Source organism: Catenulispora sp. MAP12-49, assembly GCF_041262705.1.
GTDB lineage: Bacteria > Actinomycetota > Actinomycetes > Streptomycetales > Catenulisporaceae > Catenulispora.
This window is the reverse complement of record NZ_JBGCCP010000003.1, coordinates 258,940-273,710: the sequence shown is the minus strand read 5'-3', so window position 1 is coordinate 273,710 and position 14,771 is coordinate 258,940. Positions and strand designations below refer to the sequence as shown.

Here is a 14,771-nt window from a genome sequence, read left to right as displayed (position 1 = left end):
CTCAGTCTTCCTTATACGCGCGATGCAATGCGACGATTCCGCCAGTCAGGTTACGGTGCGCGACCCGCCGCCAGCCCGCGCCGCCGATCACGGCCGCCAGTTCCCGCTGGTCCGGCCAGGCCCGGATGGACTCGGCGAGGTAGACGTAGGCGTCCGGGTTCGAACTCACCTTCGTCGCCACCGCGGGCAGCGCCTTCATCAAGTACTCGATGTACGCCGTGCGCAAGGGCGCGATGGTCGGGCGCGAGAACTCGCAGACCACCAGGCGCCCGCCGGGCTTGGCGACGCGCAGCATCTCGCGCAGCGCGACCTCGGTGTCCTGGACGTTGCGCAGCCCGAAGGAGATGGTGACGGCGTCGAAGACGCCGTCCCGGAACGGCAGGCGCGTGGCGTCGCCGGCGGCGAAGGTCAGGTGCGGCAGGCGGCGCTTGCCGACCTGGAGCATGCCCAGGGAGAAGTCGCAGGAGACGGTCTCCGCCCCGGCGGCGTGGAACGGCTGCGTGCTGGTCCCGGTGCCGGCCGCGAGGTCCAGCACCCGCTGCCCGGGCTTGGCGTCCACGGCCTGGCGCACCGCGCGCCGCCACAGCCGCGTCTGGCCGAGCGCCAGGACGTCGTTGGTCAGGTCGTAGCGCTCGGCCACGCCGTCGAACATGGCGGCGACCTCGTGCGGCTGTTTGTCCAGGGATGCTCGGCTCACGGGCCGATTCTCTCACCCGGAGTGTCCGGGGCCGGTACCGCCTCGGACACTCCGGCGCGCAGAAAGCACAGATGGCACAGCCGGCTCAGACAGTCCGGTGCACGATCTTGCCGCCGAGCACCGTGGCCACACAGGTGCCGTGGTCGATCAGCCGCGCATGGGGATCGCCGTCGCCGGCACTGTCCGCGCCGCCGGCACCGCCCACGCTGCCTTCCACCGAGAACACCGCGAAGTCCGCACGGACTCCGGGCTCCAGCCGCCCGACCCGGTCCGCTCCCTCGCTCAGTCCGAGCGCGGCCGCGCCGCCGAGGGTCGCGGCCTCCACGATGCGACGGTCCAGATCGTCGGCGGCGTAGCCCTGGGCCCGAGCCACGGCCTTCAGTGCCCGCGCCTCGTCCAGCAGGTCGAGCGAGGGCGAGGAGGCTGCGGAGTCGGTGCCGATGCCGATCGGCGAGCCCTCGGCCAGATACGCGGCCACCGGCGGCTCCCCGGCCTCCAGGATCCGGTTCGAGCGCACGCACAACGCCACGGCGGTACCGCGTTCGCGCAGCAGCGCGCGGTCGGACTCGCTGGTGTGGACGCCGTGCGCGATGTGGCAGTCGGCGCCGAGCGCGCCGCGCGCGTCGGCCCACTCCACCGGCGTCATGCCGGTGCCGCGGTCGAGGATGTCGGAGAAGTCCAGACCGAACTGCTTGGCGTTGTCGGCGAAGGGGCCGGTGCCGGTCAGCACGTACTCCGATTCCTGCGTGGTCTCGGCGATGTGCGGGTGCAGGCGCCTGCCGCCCTCGTGGGCGATGACGACGCAGTCCTCGTACACACCGGTGCTGATGGTGAAGGGCGTGTGCGGCGAGACGCCGCGGACCGGACCGCCGGCGCCGTCGACCGCCACCACGAAGTCCGCCCGCTTTCCGGCCGCCCACGAAGCGTCGTCGGCGAAGACCGCCTCGATGTAGGCCACGCCGCGGATCCCGCTGCGCGCGATCGCCGAGAGCACCGCCGGCTCGGTCACGATGTCCGCGACCGCCGTGGTCCCGGTCTTCAGGTACGCGTGCAGCCCGCGCCGGGTGGACTCCTGCCACATCGCGTCGGTGAACGTCGCCCGGCGCGCGACCATCTGGTGCAGCCACTCGGGGAACGGCAGGCCGGAGGACGCCAGGTCCCCGAAGTCGTAGTACTGCGTGTGCGCGTGGCTGTTGACCAGCCCCGGCATGAGAATGCCGGGCCAGTCACGCACGCGCGCCTCGGGGTGCGCGGCGACGAGGTCGGCCCGGGTGCCGACCGCGACGACGCGGTCGTTGTCGACGACGATCGCGCCGTCGGCGATCGGGGCCGAGGTCATGGGCAGGACGAGCGGGGCGGCATGGAGGGTCAGCACCGTTCGAGGTTAAGGCAAAGCCGTCGGGCCGGTGCGCCATGGCACCGGCCCGACGGCCTGTCAGTTCTCGATCGACGCAGCTCAGTCGCAGTCGCGGCCGAGCGCCGGCAGCACCTTCGTGTGCTCGATCCGCACCGCCTGCAGGCGCTGCGGGTCCAGGCCCAGCAGGCGCAGGATGGTCGGGGCGATCTGCGTGGTCTCGACCTGCTGGCCGTTCACGCCGCGCGCGCTGACGCCCGCGCCGGACACCACGATCGGCACGTTGCGGTCGTCGTCGGCCGCGCCGCCGTGCTCGGCGATCTTGCTCTGGCCGCCGGTGTACACCACGCCCTGCTGCGCGATGCCGAACAGGTCCGGAACCCGGTTGTCGCCCGGCTGCACGTGGAAGTACGCGCGGGCCTCGGCGCCGGCGTAGACCTTGGTCAGGCCGCCGTGCGTGAAGGCCTTCGCGGCGCCGGTGATGCCGTTGCCGGTGCCGCTCTGCGCCAGCAGGTAGTTCTTCGCGAAGTCCGCGGCGGCCTGGCCGCGGTCGTTGAGCCACAGCAGCATCGCGTCGTCGTCGACGGAGAACGCGACCAGGTCGCCGGCGCCCGGGTGGGCCTTCTTCCACGCCGCGTTCAGGCCGTCGAGCAGCGCGCCGTCGTCGATGCGGGTCAGCGCGGCCGGGTCCTTCGGGGACTGGCCGTGCTTGGCCGACAGGATGATGGTGGTGCTCTTGGCCAGGCCGTCCTTCCTCAGCTCGGCGGTGAACCGGCCGACCTCGCCGTTGACGAAGTCAAGCGAACCGGACAGCAGCGGGCCGGGAGTCTCGCCGTCGGCGAGGTAGCCGCCGGCCTGGCCCTCGGAGGTCGGCAGCTTCTCCGCGGTGGAGACGGACTGGAAGTTCAGACCGAAGATCGCCGGGGTGCCGACCTTGGTCTTGCCGCTGTGGTCGTAGCCGTCGATCTCGTTCAGGACGGCCTGGACCTTGTAGTTGTCGTACTGCCGGGTCGCGGCGTTGTCCGTGGTCCAGTCCTTGCCCGCGGCCAGCGCCGGGTCCTGGCTGTTGATCTCCGGGGTGAACAGGTCCTGGATGCCGTTGCCCTGCGGGCCGTCCAGGATGTCGTAGGCCGCGTGCTTGTCGGACCAGGCGGTGCGCAGACCGGCGTCGGTGATCACGTTGAAGATCGTGTTCACCTGCAGGTAGCTGTTCGGGGTGACCGGCTTGCAGGTCTTGGGGTCCACCGGCAGCTTGGCCGGGTTGATCAGCTTCGAGGCGTCGCCGGTGAGGTTCAGGATCGAGTTCGGCAGACCGGCCAGGCCCTGGCCGGCGTCGATCGAGTTCTTGTTCCAGTCCAGGTCCTCGGTGAGGTCGACCTCGGCGCCCGGCTTGACGCTGCCGTCGCACTTGGTGGTGCCGGCCGGGAGCAGGCCGTGGTTGTAGGTGTCGTCGTAGTAGACGCCGGTGGTCCCCGGGTCGCCGCCGGTGACCTGGGCGGTCATGCCCGGGAAGGAGTCCGACGGGACCGGCGTCGAGGCCGCGGAGTAGTCCACGCCGCCCTTGACCAGCGCGGCCAGCGCCGAGTTCGGGTGCTGCTTCACGTACCAGGCCAGGTCCGACTGGTGCAGGCCGTCCACTGAGATGAGCAGTACGTGCTTCGCGGCGGCGTGCGTCTTGCCGTGCGAGGCCGCCTGGGACGGGGCGGCGGCCAGGACTCCGCCCAGCAGGGCGGTCAGGCCGCCTGCGACGGCGAGCCGGGTGACGGTGCGGGACAAGGCAGGGGCCTCCTCGTGAGGTGCGACCAGCCCGGGATGGCCGGTCGCCGCCCCGTATCCTGCGAGGCGAAGGTGGCCGCAGGCCGCACCGGTGGCTGAACAACGGCCCAACGGAGTCCTGCCGGACGATTGCCGGGACGACAAACAGGGGCGTCGCGGTTTGACAGAGGCCTGATCAGGCTCGCCCGGTCAGCCGAACCCGTGCTGCGCCAAAGCGGATGCGAGATCTTCCGGACGCCGCGTCGGAACCAGCCACACGGTGCTCTCCTTCGGCTGGTACCGGCGCGAGAACGAGGCGACGTTCAGGTAGTTGCCGAAGTACCGCCGGGGCTTCGGCGGCCGGGCCTCGACGCCGGTCAGCTCGGCGAGTTCGACGATCAGCACGGTCCGTGCGAACGGCGGGACGAGAACCCCGGCGGCGATCGTGTAGTGCGAGTGGCCGCGCGGGACGCCCCAGTACCGGTTGGCACTGAAGATCCGGCGGGCCTTCAGCATCGCGTCGACGACCCCCGCGCTGGTCTCGATCCGCGCCGACCGCACCGCGACCCACGGGGCCTGATACGAGTCGGCGCCGCCGTCGAGCGCCCCGATCCGCAGGCCCGCGTCGTCCACCGCGATCCCGGTGCGGCGGTTGCGCCACAGCAGGCTGATATAGACGATGAACGGCGGGCAGAAGGGCACCACGACCACGACCACGAACCACGCCGGACCCACCGCGACGCCGAGCACCAGGCCCGCGAGCATCAGCGCGGCCGGGACCACGCCTCCGGCCACGACCAGGGGCCAGGTCAGGGCGGTGCGGGTCTCCCGGTACTCGGCCATCGCGATCACCTCACCAGGCGCCGGCGGTCAGGACCCGGGTGAGCAGGCCGCGCAGGCCTTCGGGGTCCACCAGCACGACGTCGTCCGGGTTCCGCGGGTCGCCCTTGAACAGCCGGACCCGGGCCGACGTCCCGGCGCCGATGACCGACAGCCCGGCCTCGGTGACCGGCCTGCCGTCGTGGTGCCTGAACCGGCGGATGTTGTAGGGATACGTCCCGTCCTTGTCCTGCCGCGGCACCAGGGCCACATCGGCCAGGATGCCGGCGGCCGCGGTCTCGGAGACCAGACGGTAGCGCGTCATCCAGCCCAGCGGGCCCAGGTTCTTGACGTGCTTGTACGCCCCCGGCGGCAGCGCCACCGGCTCCTCGACCACGACGCCGCGCACCGGCTGCTCGAGGTCGCCGACCGCGAAGAACTGCAGGCAGCGCGTCTGTCTGCCCTCGACCTCGGTCGCCACCACATAGGTGGGCCGCTCGCACGCCCCCAGAAGGATCCCCAGTTCGGGCGACACGCTCCAGGCCGCCACGCCGGGCCCCTCGGGGGCGTCGTCCAGCAGCAGCCCGCGCTCGCGCAGCGTCGCCAGGTTCGCGTCCATGGCCTTCGTCCGGCGCTTCTCGCCGAACTCGTTCCAGGCCTGCACGACTTCCTGCTCGAACAGCGCCTGCTTCGGGCCGCCCAGGACACAGCGCTCCATCGCCGACAGCACGGCCAGATCGACCGTCTCCCCGGCCCCGGCGCGCTCGAAGAGCCGCACCGCCGCCGCCTCGCGTTCCCGCGGTGTCATCAATGCCTCGGTGTTCATCTCGTCCTCGTGCCGCCGCTAGAAGATGCTGGTCACGGCGTGCCACGCCGACTTCGCCGCATGGCCGACGTCCTTGGCCCCCGTGGTGACGCCGTGCGCGACGTCCTCGGCCCCGACGGTGACGCCGTGCCCGACGGCCTTCGCCGCGACGACAGTACCGTGGCCGACCGCGTTGCAGACGTTCGTGAACGGCTTCCAGTGGTGGTACAGGAAATTGCCCGCCAGATACAGCCCGGTGCCGATCATCACGACCTCGCCGGCCACCGGGATCTCGTCCATCATCAGGTTGGCCGCGATCAGGCCGCCGTTGATGCCGGCCGCGCCGCGGTCCACCCAGCCCATGGCGCCCTTGTCCGGCGGCCACACGACGGTGAGGCCGTCGGCCAGCAGGCCCAGCCCGCTCAGCCCGGCGCTCAGGCCCCTGATGCCCACGATGCCGCGCGCGGCCAGCGACAGCCAGCCCGGGGAGAACGCCTCGAAGGCGTCGATCTCGCCGCCGGCCCGCTCGGCCAGCTGCGCCGCCTCGATCAGGGCCTCGGCGGCGGACTTGCCCTCGGCCCGCAGGCCCTCGGCGGCCTCGACGGCCTCGTCCACGCCCTTGACCCACTCGGAGGGCTGGCCGGCGACCTCCTTGAGCATGTCGATCCACTTGTCGGCGGCCACGATGTCCAGCGGCGACAAGATGCCCTCGAGGATGATGCGGTAGGGCTCGATCTGCTCGGAGAAGGGCTTGCTCTCCTCCTCGCCGGAACCCTTCTTCGCCGCCTCGTTGTAGCGGTCGTTCAGCTCGTGCGCCTTGGCCTGGACGCCGGAGGCCGCGGACTGCGCGTCGGAGACGTCCTGCTGCTTCAGCTGCCCGGGGCCGGCCTTCTCCTTCTGGGCCGAGGCCAGGTCGGCGGCCGCGCCCTTCGCCTGGTTCTCCAGCGTGGCGGCCTCGGACTGGAAGCCGGCGAGCTGCCCCACCCAGGCCTTGGAGGCGTCGGCCATCTTCTGCGCGTCGTCGATGACCGACTGCAGCGCCGGGATCACCTTCTCGAAGACCTCGACCTCGGTGCGCTGCGCCGCGTCACCCTGCCAGGGCCCGGTGTCGATCCCCTTGAGCAGGGTCATGATCGAGTTCAGCTCGGTGATGGCCGCGTCGTGCTTGCGCGCCAGGGCCTGGGTGCCCGCGACGTCCCCGGGCGTCGGGTCCCAGCCCAGGTTCGGCATCGGCCGGGCGTGCGCGCTCACGCGATCGCCTGCGCACGGCCGCCGGCGCTGTGCGCGATGTTCCGGTCGGCGGCGTCGAACGTGGTGCCCACGCCCTTCACCTTCTCGGCCAGGTCGTTCGCACAGATCGCGAGCAGCCCCACCCGGCCGCCGATGTTCTCCTGCATCTTGTCGATGCCCTCGATGAGCGCGTCGGCGCCGACGACGTCCACGTCGTTGCCCTGCACCGACTTGCTCAATGTCTGCATGCGCGTGGCCGCCTGGTTGAGCGCCGACACGATGGCGTTCAACGTGGCGTCGTCCAGCTGCAAGGTCCCTGACATAGCCCCATCCCCGTCGCGGGCGGACCCGCGTGATAGTCGTATGCGCCCGACTTACGCGGGACAACGTAGCCAGAGACCTGCGCAATACACAAGAACCCTTATTGCCGCGGCTCTCAGTTCACCTTGCGTTCCCGCCCCTCCCAGTACGGTTCGCGCAGCTTGAACTTCTGCAGCTTGCCGGTCGCGGTGCGCGGCAGCACTTCCCGGAACTCCACGCTCGTCGGCGCCTTGTAGCCGGCGATCAGCCCCTTGCAGTGCTTGATCACCTCGGCCTCGGTGGTGGCCCGCGAGGAGTGGTCCTCCTTCAGCACCACCAGGGCCTTGATGGTCTCGCCCCACTTCTCGTCCGGCACGCCGATCACCGCGCACTCGGCGATCCCCGGGTGCTTGTAGAGCGCGTCCTCGACCTCGATGGAGGACACGTTCTCGCCGCCGGTGATGATGACGTCCTTCTTGCGGTCGGAGATCGTCAGGTATCCGTCGCCGCTGATCGCGCCGCCGTCGCCGGTGTGGAACCAGTCGTCGGCCAGCGCGCGCTCGGACTCCTCGGGCTGCTGCCAGTAGCCCTGGAGCACCACGTTGGAGCGCACCAGGACCTCGCCCTCGTCGTCGGTGACCATGCGGGTGCCCAGCGAGGGGACGCCGGCGCGCATCAGGTTCTGCGCGCGCTCCAGGCTCGACAGGCCGTCCCACTCCTGGCGGGTCCGGTTCACGGTGACCAGCGGGGCCGTCTCGGTCAGGCCGTAGATCTGGTTGAACTGCCAGCCCAGCACGTCCTCGACCTGCTGGATGACGGTGCTCGGCGGCGGCGCGCCGGCCACCACCACCCGGACCCGGTCCCGGCCGGGGATCTCGCCCTCCCACTCCTGGGCCGCCGCCAGCACCATCGCGATGACGGTCGGCGCGCCGTTCAGCAGCGTGACGCCGTGCCGCTCGATCCGGCGCAGGATCTCGGCCCCGTCGACCTTGCGCAGCACGATCTGCTCGGCGCCCAGGCCGGTCACGACGTAGGGCATGCCCCAGCCGTTGGCGTGGAACATCGGCAGCGTGTGCAGGTAGACGTCCCGGTCGCCGACGCCGAGGTGCAGGCCCATCAGGACCGCGTTCAGCCAGAGGTTGCGGTGCGTCAGCTGCACGCCCTTGGGCCGCGCCGTGGTGCCGGAGGTGTAGTTGATGGTCGCGGTGTCGTTCTCGCCGACGGCGTGCCGCACCGGCTCGTGCTCACCCTCGAAGAACACGGCGTCGGTCTCGGCGCCGATGACGAAACGGTGCCGCGCCGTCACGCCCTTGAGCGCCTCGTCCACCTCGGGATCGACGAGCAGCACCTCCGCCCCGCTGTGCTCGACGATGTAGGCGACCTCGTCGGCCCGCAGCCGGAAGTTCACCGGCACCAGCACCCGCCCGTACCCGCTGACCCCGAAGAACGAGGTGAGCAGCCGCGCCGAGTTGTGCGACACCACCGCCACCCGCGCCCCGGCGCCGACCCCCAGCCGGTCCAACGCCGCCGCCTGCGCCCGCGCCCGCCGCGCGATGTCCTTGTACGTGAGGGTGCCCCAGGACGGCGCGGGCTGGTCGGGCTCGTCGACGACGGCAGCCCTGTCGCCGTAGACGGCTTCTGCGCGGTCCAGGAAGTCGGAGACAGTGAGGGGGATTTGCATTCCCTCACTGTCTTACTTCCGAGTAGCTCTGCATAGAGGCTGTTCGGCGTGTCGCCGAACTGATCGGGATCCGGCCGCGGCCGGGTGTTGTCACCCGGTCTGCTTGCGAGCCCGTCGATCAACCTGTAGATACCTACGGTGCATCTCATACTCGCGGTGGCGCCGGATCCGGTCGTCGCCGACACCAACCCCGTCGTGCGCTGGCTGACGGTGTTCGCCAGCGCTCTGGGCGTCATCATCGCTGTGCGCGGACTGCGCCGCATCCCCAGCTGGATCCTGCTCATGTCCGGCACCAAAGCCGCCGCGACGGTGACCAAGGTGGAGATCCGCGGAAGCAACGGCGAGAGGCGTCCGATGCGACGCCCGTTCGTCGCCTTCACCACTGCCGACGGCCGGCAGGTGACGACCTCGCCCGCCTTCTACCGCCCGCGCTGCGCCAAGGCGGCGGGCGAAGCGGTCGAGGTCCGTTACGACGCCCGCAAACCCGAGCGCGTGGCGGTCGGCGGGTTCGACTTCCAGGCCCGCGAGCTGGTGCCCGTCGCCGCGGGCATCCTGCTGACCGTGGTGAGCGTCTCCTGGTCCTTCGGGCACTAGCCCGCGGCGCCGCCGCCTCGCGGGGTGTTACCGCACATCCACCAGCTTCAGCTCCGGGTGCGCGGTGCCGCCCTCGATCGCGGTGGAGGCGATGTGGCTCATCACGTGGTCGTCGACCGGGTCGTTCGCCGGGTCGTCGTGCACGGTGATCAGTTCGTAGGTCGTGCTGCGCTGGGCCGGGACGCGGCCGGCGGCGCGGATCAGGTGGATCAGCTCCATGCGGTTGGAGCGGTGCTTGGCGCCGGCGGAGGAGACCACGTTCTCCTCGAGCATCACCGAGCCCAGGTCGTCGGCGCCGTAGTGCAGGGAGAGCTGGCCGGCCTCCTTGCCGACGGTGAGCCAGGAGCCCTGGATGTGCGCGACGTTGTACAGGTACAGGCGGGCGACGGCGATCAGGCGCAGGTACTCGAACATGGTGGCCTGCGTCTGGCCCTTCAGCTTGTTGTTCTCCGGCTGGTACGTGTACGGGATGAAGGCGCGGAAGCCGCCGGTGCGGTCCTGCACGTCGCGGATCATGCGCAGGTGCTCGATGCGCTCGGCGTTGGTCTCGCCGGTGCCCATCAGCATCGTGGAGGTGCTCTCCAGGCCGAGGCCGTGGGCGGTCTCCATGATCTCCAGCCAGCGCTCGCCGGACTCCTTCAGGGGCGCGATGGCGTTGCGGGGGCGGGCCGGGAGCAGTTCGGCGCCGGCGCCGGCGAAGGAGTCCAGGCCCGACTCCTTCAGGCGGGTGATGGCCTCCTCGATGGTGACGCCGGAGACCTTGGCCATGTGCTGCACCTCGGAGGCGCCGAGGGAGTGGATGACCAGCTGCGGGTACTCGGCCTTGATGGCGCGGAAGTTCTCCTCGTAGTACTCGACCCCGTAGTCCGGGTGGTGGCCGCCCTGGAACATGATCTGGGTACCACCGAGGGCCACGGTCTCCGCGCAGCGGCGCAGGATGTCCTCCAGCGGACGCGTCCACACCTTGTCCGACTTCGGCGCCGCGTAGAAGGCGCAGAACTTGCACGCCGTGACGCAGGCGTTGGTGTAGTTGATGTTCCGCTCGATGATGTACGTGGCGATCTCGCCGTTCTCGCCGTAGACGCCGGAGTAGCGCTTGCGGCGTGCGGCGTCCGCGGCGGTGCCCAGAGCGTGCAGCGGCGCGTGGCGGTACAGTTCCAGCGCTTCCTCGTGCTCGATCCGACCGCCGTCCGCGGCCCGGTCGAGGGCGTCTTGGAGCTCCGCGGAGATCTGCTTGCTCATCGGGCGTGCCCTTCGTCCGGGATCTTCGGTTCCCCTCCAGGGTACTTCGGTACTCAGTGCGGGAACTGTCTGGGTATCCGGCGCCCGGCCAGACCGTCGCGGAAGGTCTCGATGATCGTCGGGATCTGTCCGAAGGTCTGGGTACCCTCCAATTCCGGCAAGTAGAGGTGCCGGGCGGCGAGTCCCTCGACGGTGACTGTGAAGTACATCGCCATGAGCGGATTCACAAAAAGCACACTGTTGTGTGTGCGTTGTGTGAAGTGGACATTTCCGGACACGCCGAGCATCGCCGAGGCGATCTGGCCGTGCACGATGGACGGCCGCATAGGGGTGTTCTCCTGCGCGTACGCTACGGCGTCGAGGTAGAGCGAGCCCTCGCGGCTGGAGCGCGGGATGGAGAACGCGCCGAGATAGGCGCCGTCGGCGTCCAGATCGGAGAGGTTCTCCAACACCTGCACGTGGTTCACGCCGTGGTACGCGTCGATCCCGAAGCCGACGCTGACCACCAGCCGCACCGGCACCTCGTCCAGTCCGGCCACGGCGGCCAGGCTCAGCATGTCCTCGGCCGGCGTCCCCAGCCCGGTCTCGTCCCCGCGCATCAGGATGTCGGTCCCGCCGTCGACCAGCACGATCGCGTCGATGGCGTGGTGCTCGATCAGGGCCCGGTACGCCGCGCGCAGCGGCTCGACCCCGGTCCGCTGGAAGGAGTAGACCGTCGAGGGCTCGCCCACGGTCTTCAGCCAGCGCGCCAGGGTGCGCTCCGGGAAGTACTCGGCGAACCCGCCACTGGTCGGCGTGATGGCCGCGACGTCCGGGGCCAGCCACGCGTCGAGGCTGAAGCCGGAGGCGACGAAGGTCAGGTTGGCCAGGAACACCTCGGCGCCGCGCTCCCGCAGCGCCAGGGCCAGGGGCACTCCGCCGAAGACGTCGAACCCGCCGCCGGCCCCGGCGACAAGAATGCGGTTCGAGTCGGCCAAGGCGGCGAACAGCGGAAGCTCACGCAGGCTGGTGGTCATGGCAGAGGACGATAATCGGGCGCTGAGGACTGTGCGCCGCGTTCCGGGCGCGCCCGGCGCCCTGCCTCCGCTACTTGTCCCCGGCCCGGAAGACCATGCAGGTCGACGTGGCGGTGGCGTACAGCTTCCCGTTGCCGTCCACGATCCGCGCCTCGGCCAGCGCGGTGCGCCGCCCCATGTGCGTCACCGTGCCGATGCACTGCACCTGGCCGGTGTCCTTGGTCATGCCGCGCAGGAACTTCACCGACAGGTCGAGCGAGGTGTAGAAGTCGCCGGCCGGCAGCAGCGACTGCACCGCGCAGCCGCAGGCCGAGTCCAGCAGGGTCGCGTAGACACCGCCGTGGACGGAGCCGATCGGGTTGTAGTGGTGCTCGGCCGGGGTCATGGTGAACACCACACGGCCCTCATCGACGTCCCCGAGGCCGTCGAAGCCCAGCGTCTGCGAGATCGGCGGCCTGGGAATCCGCCCCTCGGCCATGGCCCGCAGGAACTCGATGCCGGACATGTCCGCGCCCTCGGCAAAGGAGGCCATCGGGTCGTTCCAGCTGTAGGTGCGGGTGCGCTCGATGTCCTCGACGACGAGGCCGGCGTTCTCCGCGCCCTCGATTCCGTCCATGGTCTCGGTCATGGCCTCGTACCTCCCGGGTCCGCGTGGGCTCGACAGTTAGCTACTAATGAGTAACAACGAGTTTAGACCACGCCTGGTTCCCGGGTGGAGGTGGGAGGTCCAGTGAGCAAATGTGTACACAAGTTGCAAGATATGCGCGACTCAGTACCATGGATCCATGAGTGACGCCTACCCGATGACCACGGCCCGCGCCAACTTCGGCACCCTGGTCCGCCGCACCGCCAACGGCCGTGAGCGGATCGCCATCACCGACCACGGGCACACGGCGGCGATACTGATCAACCCGAGCGAGCTCGCTGAGATCGAAGAAGCGCTCGCTGTGGCACAGTACAGACTCCGCCAGGCCAACGGCACGCCCGACACTCCGGTGCCGCACGACGAAGTCCTCCGGCTGCTCGGGATGCCGCCGGAATGACCTGGTCGATCATCTGGGAGCCTCGCGCCATCGCCGCGGCTTCCCGCTTCCTCGACGACGACTCGGAGGGCCTGAAGCAGGTTCTTGCGGCAGCGGGCCTCCTTCGCTCCGAGCCTCGCCCCGAAGGGTCCGCGCCATACGGCTCACCGGACCTTCGCCGCATCCGCATCGGCTGGTATCGCGTGGTCTACGAGATCGATGAGACAGCCGCCACCATCACTGTCATCCACCTCGGCCGCGTTGAATAGCCCCGAACAACCCCCCGGCGCCAGCTCCCCTCCGGCGCCGCCTCCGGCTCCGGCCGCGCCTCAGTTCTGCTGCGGCAGCAGCTGGACCTCGGGCACCTCCAGGACGCCGATCTGGTCGCCGATCTGCCGGGCGAACTCGCGCAGGCCCTCCAGCTGGCGCTCGCCCAGCGAGAAGTCCAGCGTTGTGAAGTAGTCCTCCAGCTGCGCTGCCGGGAACTGTTCCCAGCGCTCGACCTGGCGTGCCACCTTGTCGACGTGTTCCAGCGAGATGTCGCGGGAGCGGAGGAAGCCCTGGTGGACCTCGTGGACGATGTCCGGGCAGCGTTCCAGGTACTCCTTGCGGACGGCCCAGACCGCGAAGACCATCGGCAGGCCGGTCCAGTCCTTCCAGGCCTGGCCCAGGTCCAGCAGGTTGGTGCCGAGGCGGTTGGAGTCGTACAGCCAGGCGCGCAGGGCCGGGTCGCCGATGATCACTCCGGCGTCGCCCTCGCGGAGCATCTGCTCCAGGTCGGGGGCGCAGTGGAAGTAGTCGGGGCGGACGCCGTACTTCTCGCGCAGGATGAGCTGGGCCAGCTGGACGGTGGTGCGGCTGGTCGAGCCCAGGGCCACGCGCGCGCCGTCCAGGGCTTCGAAGGGGACCTTGCTGACCAGGTTGCAGCTGGTCACCGGGCCGTCGCTGCCGACCGCGACGTCGGGCAGGACCACCAGGTCCTCGGCGTTGCGCAGGTACTCGACCAGGCTGATCGGGCCGATGTCCAGGTCGCCGGCCACCAGCATGTTCGACAGCACGTCAGGGCTCTGCTTGATCAGCTCCATGTCGAGGATCGCGCCGGAGTTGACCAGGCCCCAGTAGATGGGCAGGCAGTTGAGGAACTGGATGTGCCCGACGCGGGGTCGCCGCCGGCACTGGGAGAGGTGCGCTTCTAGCCGCGCGTCGGAGATGTCGTCCACGGGTTCAGATTACGACCGCGTGATCAGGAGTCCAGTGCCGGGGCACTCGGGCGAAAGCGGCGAGCCGGACATGCGCCCCCCGGCACGCCGCGACCGCCGTGTCAGTCCTCGTCCTCCATGGCCGCGTTCTCCTCGAACCGGCTCGCGAGCCGCTCGGTACGCCGGGTCACCTGCACCGACATCGCGTCGCGCTGGCGGGAGAGCAGGAAGAAGGACGCCACGCCGGAGACCAGCAGCGCGCCCATCATCAGGTACAGCACGCCGTTGCCGGTCACGATGTGCCCGGTCGCCGCGACCCCGCCCCACAGCACCGCCAGCGACAGGATGAAGATCCCGATGCGCAGGGTGGCGTAGCGCATCGTGGCGTGCTTGCCCTGCGCCACCGCGGCGCCGGCCGCCAGAATCTGGGACTCGGACTCAGTCGGCGCCTCGGCCTTGTCAGCCGTCTTGTTGTCGGCAGGCATCCGCCGACTCCTTCCATCGGTATGAGAGACCAGCCACAGGCGAGGTCTACAGGCTCATCGCCATGTGGATCTCGTCCCGGTAGTCGTCCGCGCCGACCCGCAACATGCGCGGGACGCGGCCGACCTCGGTGTATCCGCACTTGCTGTAGAAGTGTTCCAGCCCGAGCCCGCCGCGGCAGGTGAGCAGGAGCATTTCGACACCGTCGAGGGTACGCGCCACCCTTTCGGCCTCCCGCAGCAGTTCCGCCCCGTAGCCCCGGCCCTGCTGTTTCGGGTGCACGGCCACGGTCTTGAGCAGGCGCGCGTGGTCCTTGAGCGCGAACCGGTGGTCCACGATGACCAGGAACGCGACCGGCTCGCCGTCCTCGTAGCCGACCAGGAACAGGTCCCGGCCGACCGAGAAGGACGTGAACGCCTCGGCGTCCACGGTCTCCCGCTCCACCGGGGCGATGTAGCCGATGGCGCCGCCGGCGTTGGTGGCGTCGGTCCAGATGTCGACGAGCCGCGAGCGCAGGTCCCCGTCGATCTCGGGGTGGGTCCGGAAGGTCAGAGCCATGACGGTGCCGCCCCGC

At 70.2% G+C, this 14,771-nt stretch carries 17 protein-coding genes; 3 read left to right on the top strand and 14 right to left on the bottom strand.

Translation table 11 applies throughout. The features are described 5' to 3' along the window. Window position 1: 1 nt before the first annotated feature. The 8 genes from ABIA35_RS08420 to ABIA35_RS08385 all read right to left on the bottom strand — a co-directional run bounded on the left by ABIA35_RS08420 (window position 2) and on the right by ABIA35_RS08385 (window position 8,641). A complete protein-coding gene (locus ABIA35_RS08420; protein WP_370337650.1) occupies window positions 2-697 on the bottom strand; it encodes a demethylmenaquinone methyltransferase in 696 nt (231 codons plus the stop codon). Window positions 698-782: 85 nt separating this feature from the next. Beyond that, window positions 783-2,072 (bottom strand): amidohydrolase family protein, encoded by a 1,290-nt coding sequence (locus tag ABIA35_RS08415; protein ID WP_370357518.1) that lies wholly within the window; start codon window positions 2,070-2,072, stop codon window positions 783-785. An 81-nt stretch (window positions 2,073-2,153) separates the two neighbouring features. After that, on the bottom strand, window positions 2,154-3,827 hold the full coding sequence (locus ABIA35_RS08410) for an alkaline phosphatase family protein (protein ID WP_370357517.1): 1,674 nt from the start codon (window positions 3,825-3,827) through the stop codon (window positions 2,154-2,156). Between the two features lie 189 nt (window positions 3,828-4,016). Further along, a complete protein-coding gene (locus tag ABIA35_RS08405; RefSeq protein WP_370337644.1) occupies window positions 4,017-4,649 on the bottom strand; it encodes a hypothetical protein in 633 nt (210 codons plus the stop codon). Window positions 4,650-4,659: 10 nt separating this feature from the next. Further along, window positions 4,660-5,451 (bottom strand): hypothetical protein, encoded by a 792-nt coding sequence (locus ABIA35_RS08400; protein WP_370357516.1) that lies wholly within the window; start codon window positions 5,449-5,451, stop codon window positions 4,660-4,662. Between the two features lie 18 nt (window positions 5,452-5,469). Next, window positions 5,470-6,681 (bottom strand): hypothetical protein, encoded by a 1,212-nt coding sequence (locus tag ABIA35_RS08395; protein ID WP_370357515.1) that lies wholly within the window; start codon window positions 6,679-6,681, stop codon window positions 5,470-5,472. Beyond that, window positions 6,678-6,983, bottom strand: a complete 306-nt coding sequence (locus tag ABIA35_RS08390; protein WP_370337638.1) for a hypothetical protein — start codon at window positions 6,981-6,983, stop codon at window positions 6,678-6,680. Before ABIA35_RS08390 ends, ABIA35_RS08395 begins: the two co-directional genes overlap by 4 nt. A 113-nt stretch (window positions 6,984-7,096) precedes the next feature. Then, on the bottom strand, window positions 7,097-8,641 hold the full coding sequence (locus tag ABIA35_RS08385; protein WP_370337636.1) for an AMP-binding protein: 1,545 nt from the start codon (window positions 8,639-8,641) through the stop codon (window positions 7,097-7,099). Window positions 8,642-8,779: 138 nt separating this feature from the next. Here ABIA35_RS08385 and ABIA35_RS08380 point away from each other — a divergent pair, with 138 nt between their 5' ends. Continuing rightward, window positions 8,780-9,235 (top strand): DUF3592 domain-containing protein, encoded by a 456-nt coding sequence (locus ABIA35_RS08380; RefSeq protein WP_370337634.1) that lies wholly within the window; start codon window positions 8,780-8,782, stop codon window positions 9,233-9,235. A gap of 27 nt (window positions 9,236-9,262) precedes the next feature. Here the strand turns inward: ABIA35_RS08380 and mqnC are convergent, their stop codons facing one another. From mqnC to ABIA35_RS08365, 3 genes are all read right to left on the bottom strand, one after another. Then, entirely contained in the window at window positions 9,263-10,477 is a 1,215-nt protein-coding gene (gene mqnC / locus ABIA35_RS08375) for a cyclic dehypoxanthinyl futalosine synthase (protein ID WP_370335238.1), read from the bottom strand. Window positions 10,478-10,530: 53 nt separating this feature from the next. Continuing rightward, complete coding sequence (locus tag ABIA35_RS08370) at window positions 10,531-11,493, bottom strand: DUF1152 domain-containing protein (protein WP_370335240.1); 963 nt, start codon at window positions 11,491-11,493, stop codon at window positions 10,531-10,533. Window positions 11,494-11,563: 70 nt separating this feature from the next. Continuing rightward, on the bottom strand, window positions 11,564-12,121 hold the full coding sequence (locus ABIA35_RS08365) for a PaaI family thioesterase (protein ID WP_370335242.1): 558 nt from the start codon (window positions 12,119-12,121) through the stop codon (window positions 11,564-11,566). Between the two features lie 157 nt (window positions 12,122-12,278). On the opposite strand from ABIA35_RS08365, the gene ABIA35_RS08360 reads away from it, so the two are divergent. Both ABIA35_RS08360 and ABIA35_RS08355 read left to right on the top strand, forming a co-directional pair. Beyond that, window positions 12,279-12,536, top strand: coding sequence for a type II toxin-antitoxin system Phd/YefM family antitoxin (locus ABIA35_RS08360; protein WP_370335244.1), 258 nt, complete (start codon window positions 12,279-12,281; stop codon window positions 12,534-12,536). Further along, window positions 12,533-12,784, top strand: a complete 252-nt coding sequence (locus ABIA35_RS08355) for a type II toxin-antitoxin system RelE/ParE family toxin (RefSeq protein ID WP_370335246.1) — start codon at window positions 12,533-12,535, stop codon at window positions 12,782-12,784. The genes ABIA35_RS08360 and ABIA35_RS08355 overlap by 4 nt, the downstream gene beginning before the upstream one ends. A gap of 60 nt (window positions 12,785-12,844) precedes the next feature. On the opposite strand, the gene ABIA35_RS08350 is transcribed toward ABIA35_RS08355, so the two are convergent. From ABIA35_RS08350 to ABIA35_RS08340, 3 genes are all read right to left on the bottom strand, one after another. After that, window positions 12,845-13,735: a menaquinone biosynthetic enzyme MqnA/MqnD family protein gene (locus ABIA35_RS08350; RefSeq protein ID WP_370335248.1), complete on the bottom strand. Its 891-nt coding sequence runs from the start codon at window positions 13,733-13,735 to the stop codon at window positions 12,845-12,847. 101 nt (window positions 13,736-13,836) lie between these two features. Next, window positions 13,837-14,199, bottom strand: a complete 363-nt coding sequence (locus ABIA35_RS08345) for a DUF4229 domain-containing protein (RefSeq protein ID WP_370335250.1) — start codon at window positions 14,197-14,199, stop codon at window positions 13,837-13,839. Between the two features lie 46 nt (window positions 14,200-14,245). Further along, the gene (locus ABIA35_RS08340) at window positions 14,246-14,755 is read right to left on the bottom strand and encodes an N-acetyltransferase family protein (RefSeq protein WP_370357514.1); all 510 of its coding nucleotides are present in this window, start codon (window positions 14,753-14,755) and stop codon (window positions 14,246-14,248) included. Window positions 14,756-14,771: the final 16 nt, after the last annotated feature.

Excerpts from the sequence above, each read along its gene's own strand:
- ABIA35_RS08405 (WP_370337644.1), bottom strand. The coding sequence starts at position 4,649 with ATGGCCGAGTACCGGGAGACCCGCACCGCCCTGACCTGGCCCCTGGTC.
- ABIA35_RS08365 (WP_370335242.1), bottom strand. The coding sequence starts at position 12,121 with ATGACCGAGACCATGGACGGAATCGAGGGCGCGGAGAACGCCGGCCTC.
- ABIA35_RS08345 (WP_370335250.1), bottom strand. The coding sequence starts at position 14,199 with ATGCCTGCCGACAACAAGACGGCTGACAAGGCCGAGGCGCCGACTGAG.
- ABIA35_RS08390 (WP_370337638.1), bottom strand. The coding sequence starts at position 6,983 with ATGTCAGGGACCTTGCAGCTGGACGACGCCACGTTGAACGCCATCGTG.
- ABIA35_RS08360 (WP_370335244.1), top strand. The coding sequence starts at position 12,279 with ATGAGTGACGCCTACCCGATGACCACGGCCCGCGCCAACTTCGGCACC.
- ABIA35_RS08385 (WP_370337636.1), bottom strand. The coding sequence starts at position 8,641 with ATGCAAATCCCCCTCACTGTCTCCGACTTCCTGGACCGCGCAGAAGCC.
- ABIA35_RS08340 (WP_370357514.1), bottom strand. The coding sequence starts at position 14,755 with ATGGCTCTGACCTTCCGGACCCACCCCGAGATCGACGGGGACCTGCGC.
- ABIA35_RS08355 (WP_370335246.1), top strand. The coding sequence starts at position 12,533 with ATGACCTGGTCGATCATCTGGGAGCCTCGCGCCATCGCCGCGGCTTCC.
- ABIA35_RS08370 (WP_370335240.1), bottom strand. The coding sequence starts at position 11,493 with ATGACCACCAGCCTGCGTGAGCTTCCGCTGTTCGCCGCCTTGGCCGAC.
- ABIA35_RS08400 (WP_370357516.1), bottom strand. The coding sequence starts at position 5,451 with ATGAACACCGAGGCATTGATGACACCGCGGGAACGCGAGGCGGCGGCG.
- mqnC (WP_370335238.1), bottom strand. The coding sequence starts at position 10,477 with ATGAGCAAGCAGATCTCCGCGGAGCTCCAAGACGCCCTCGACCGGGCC.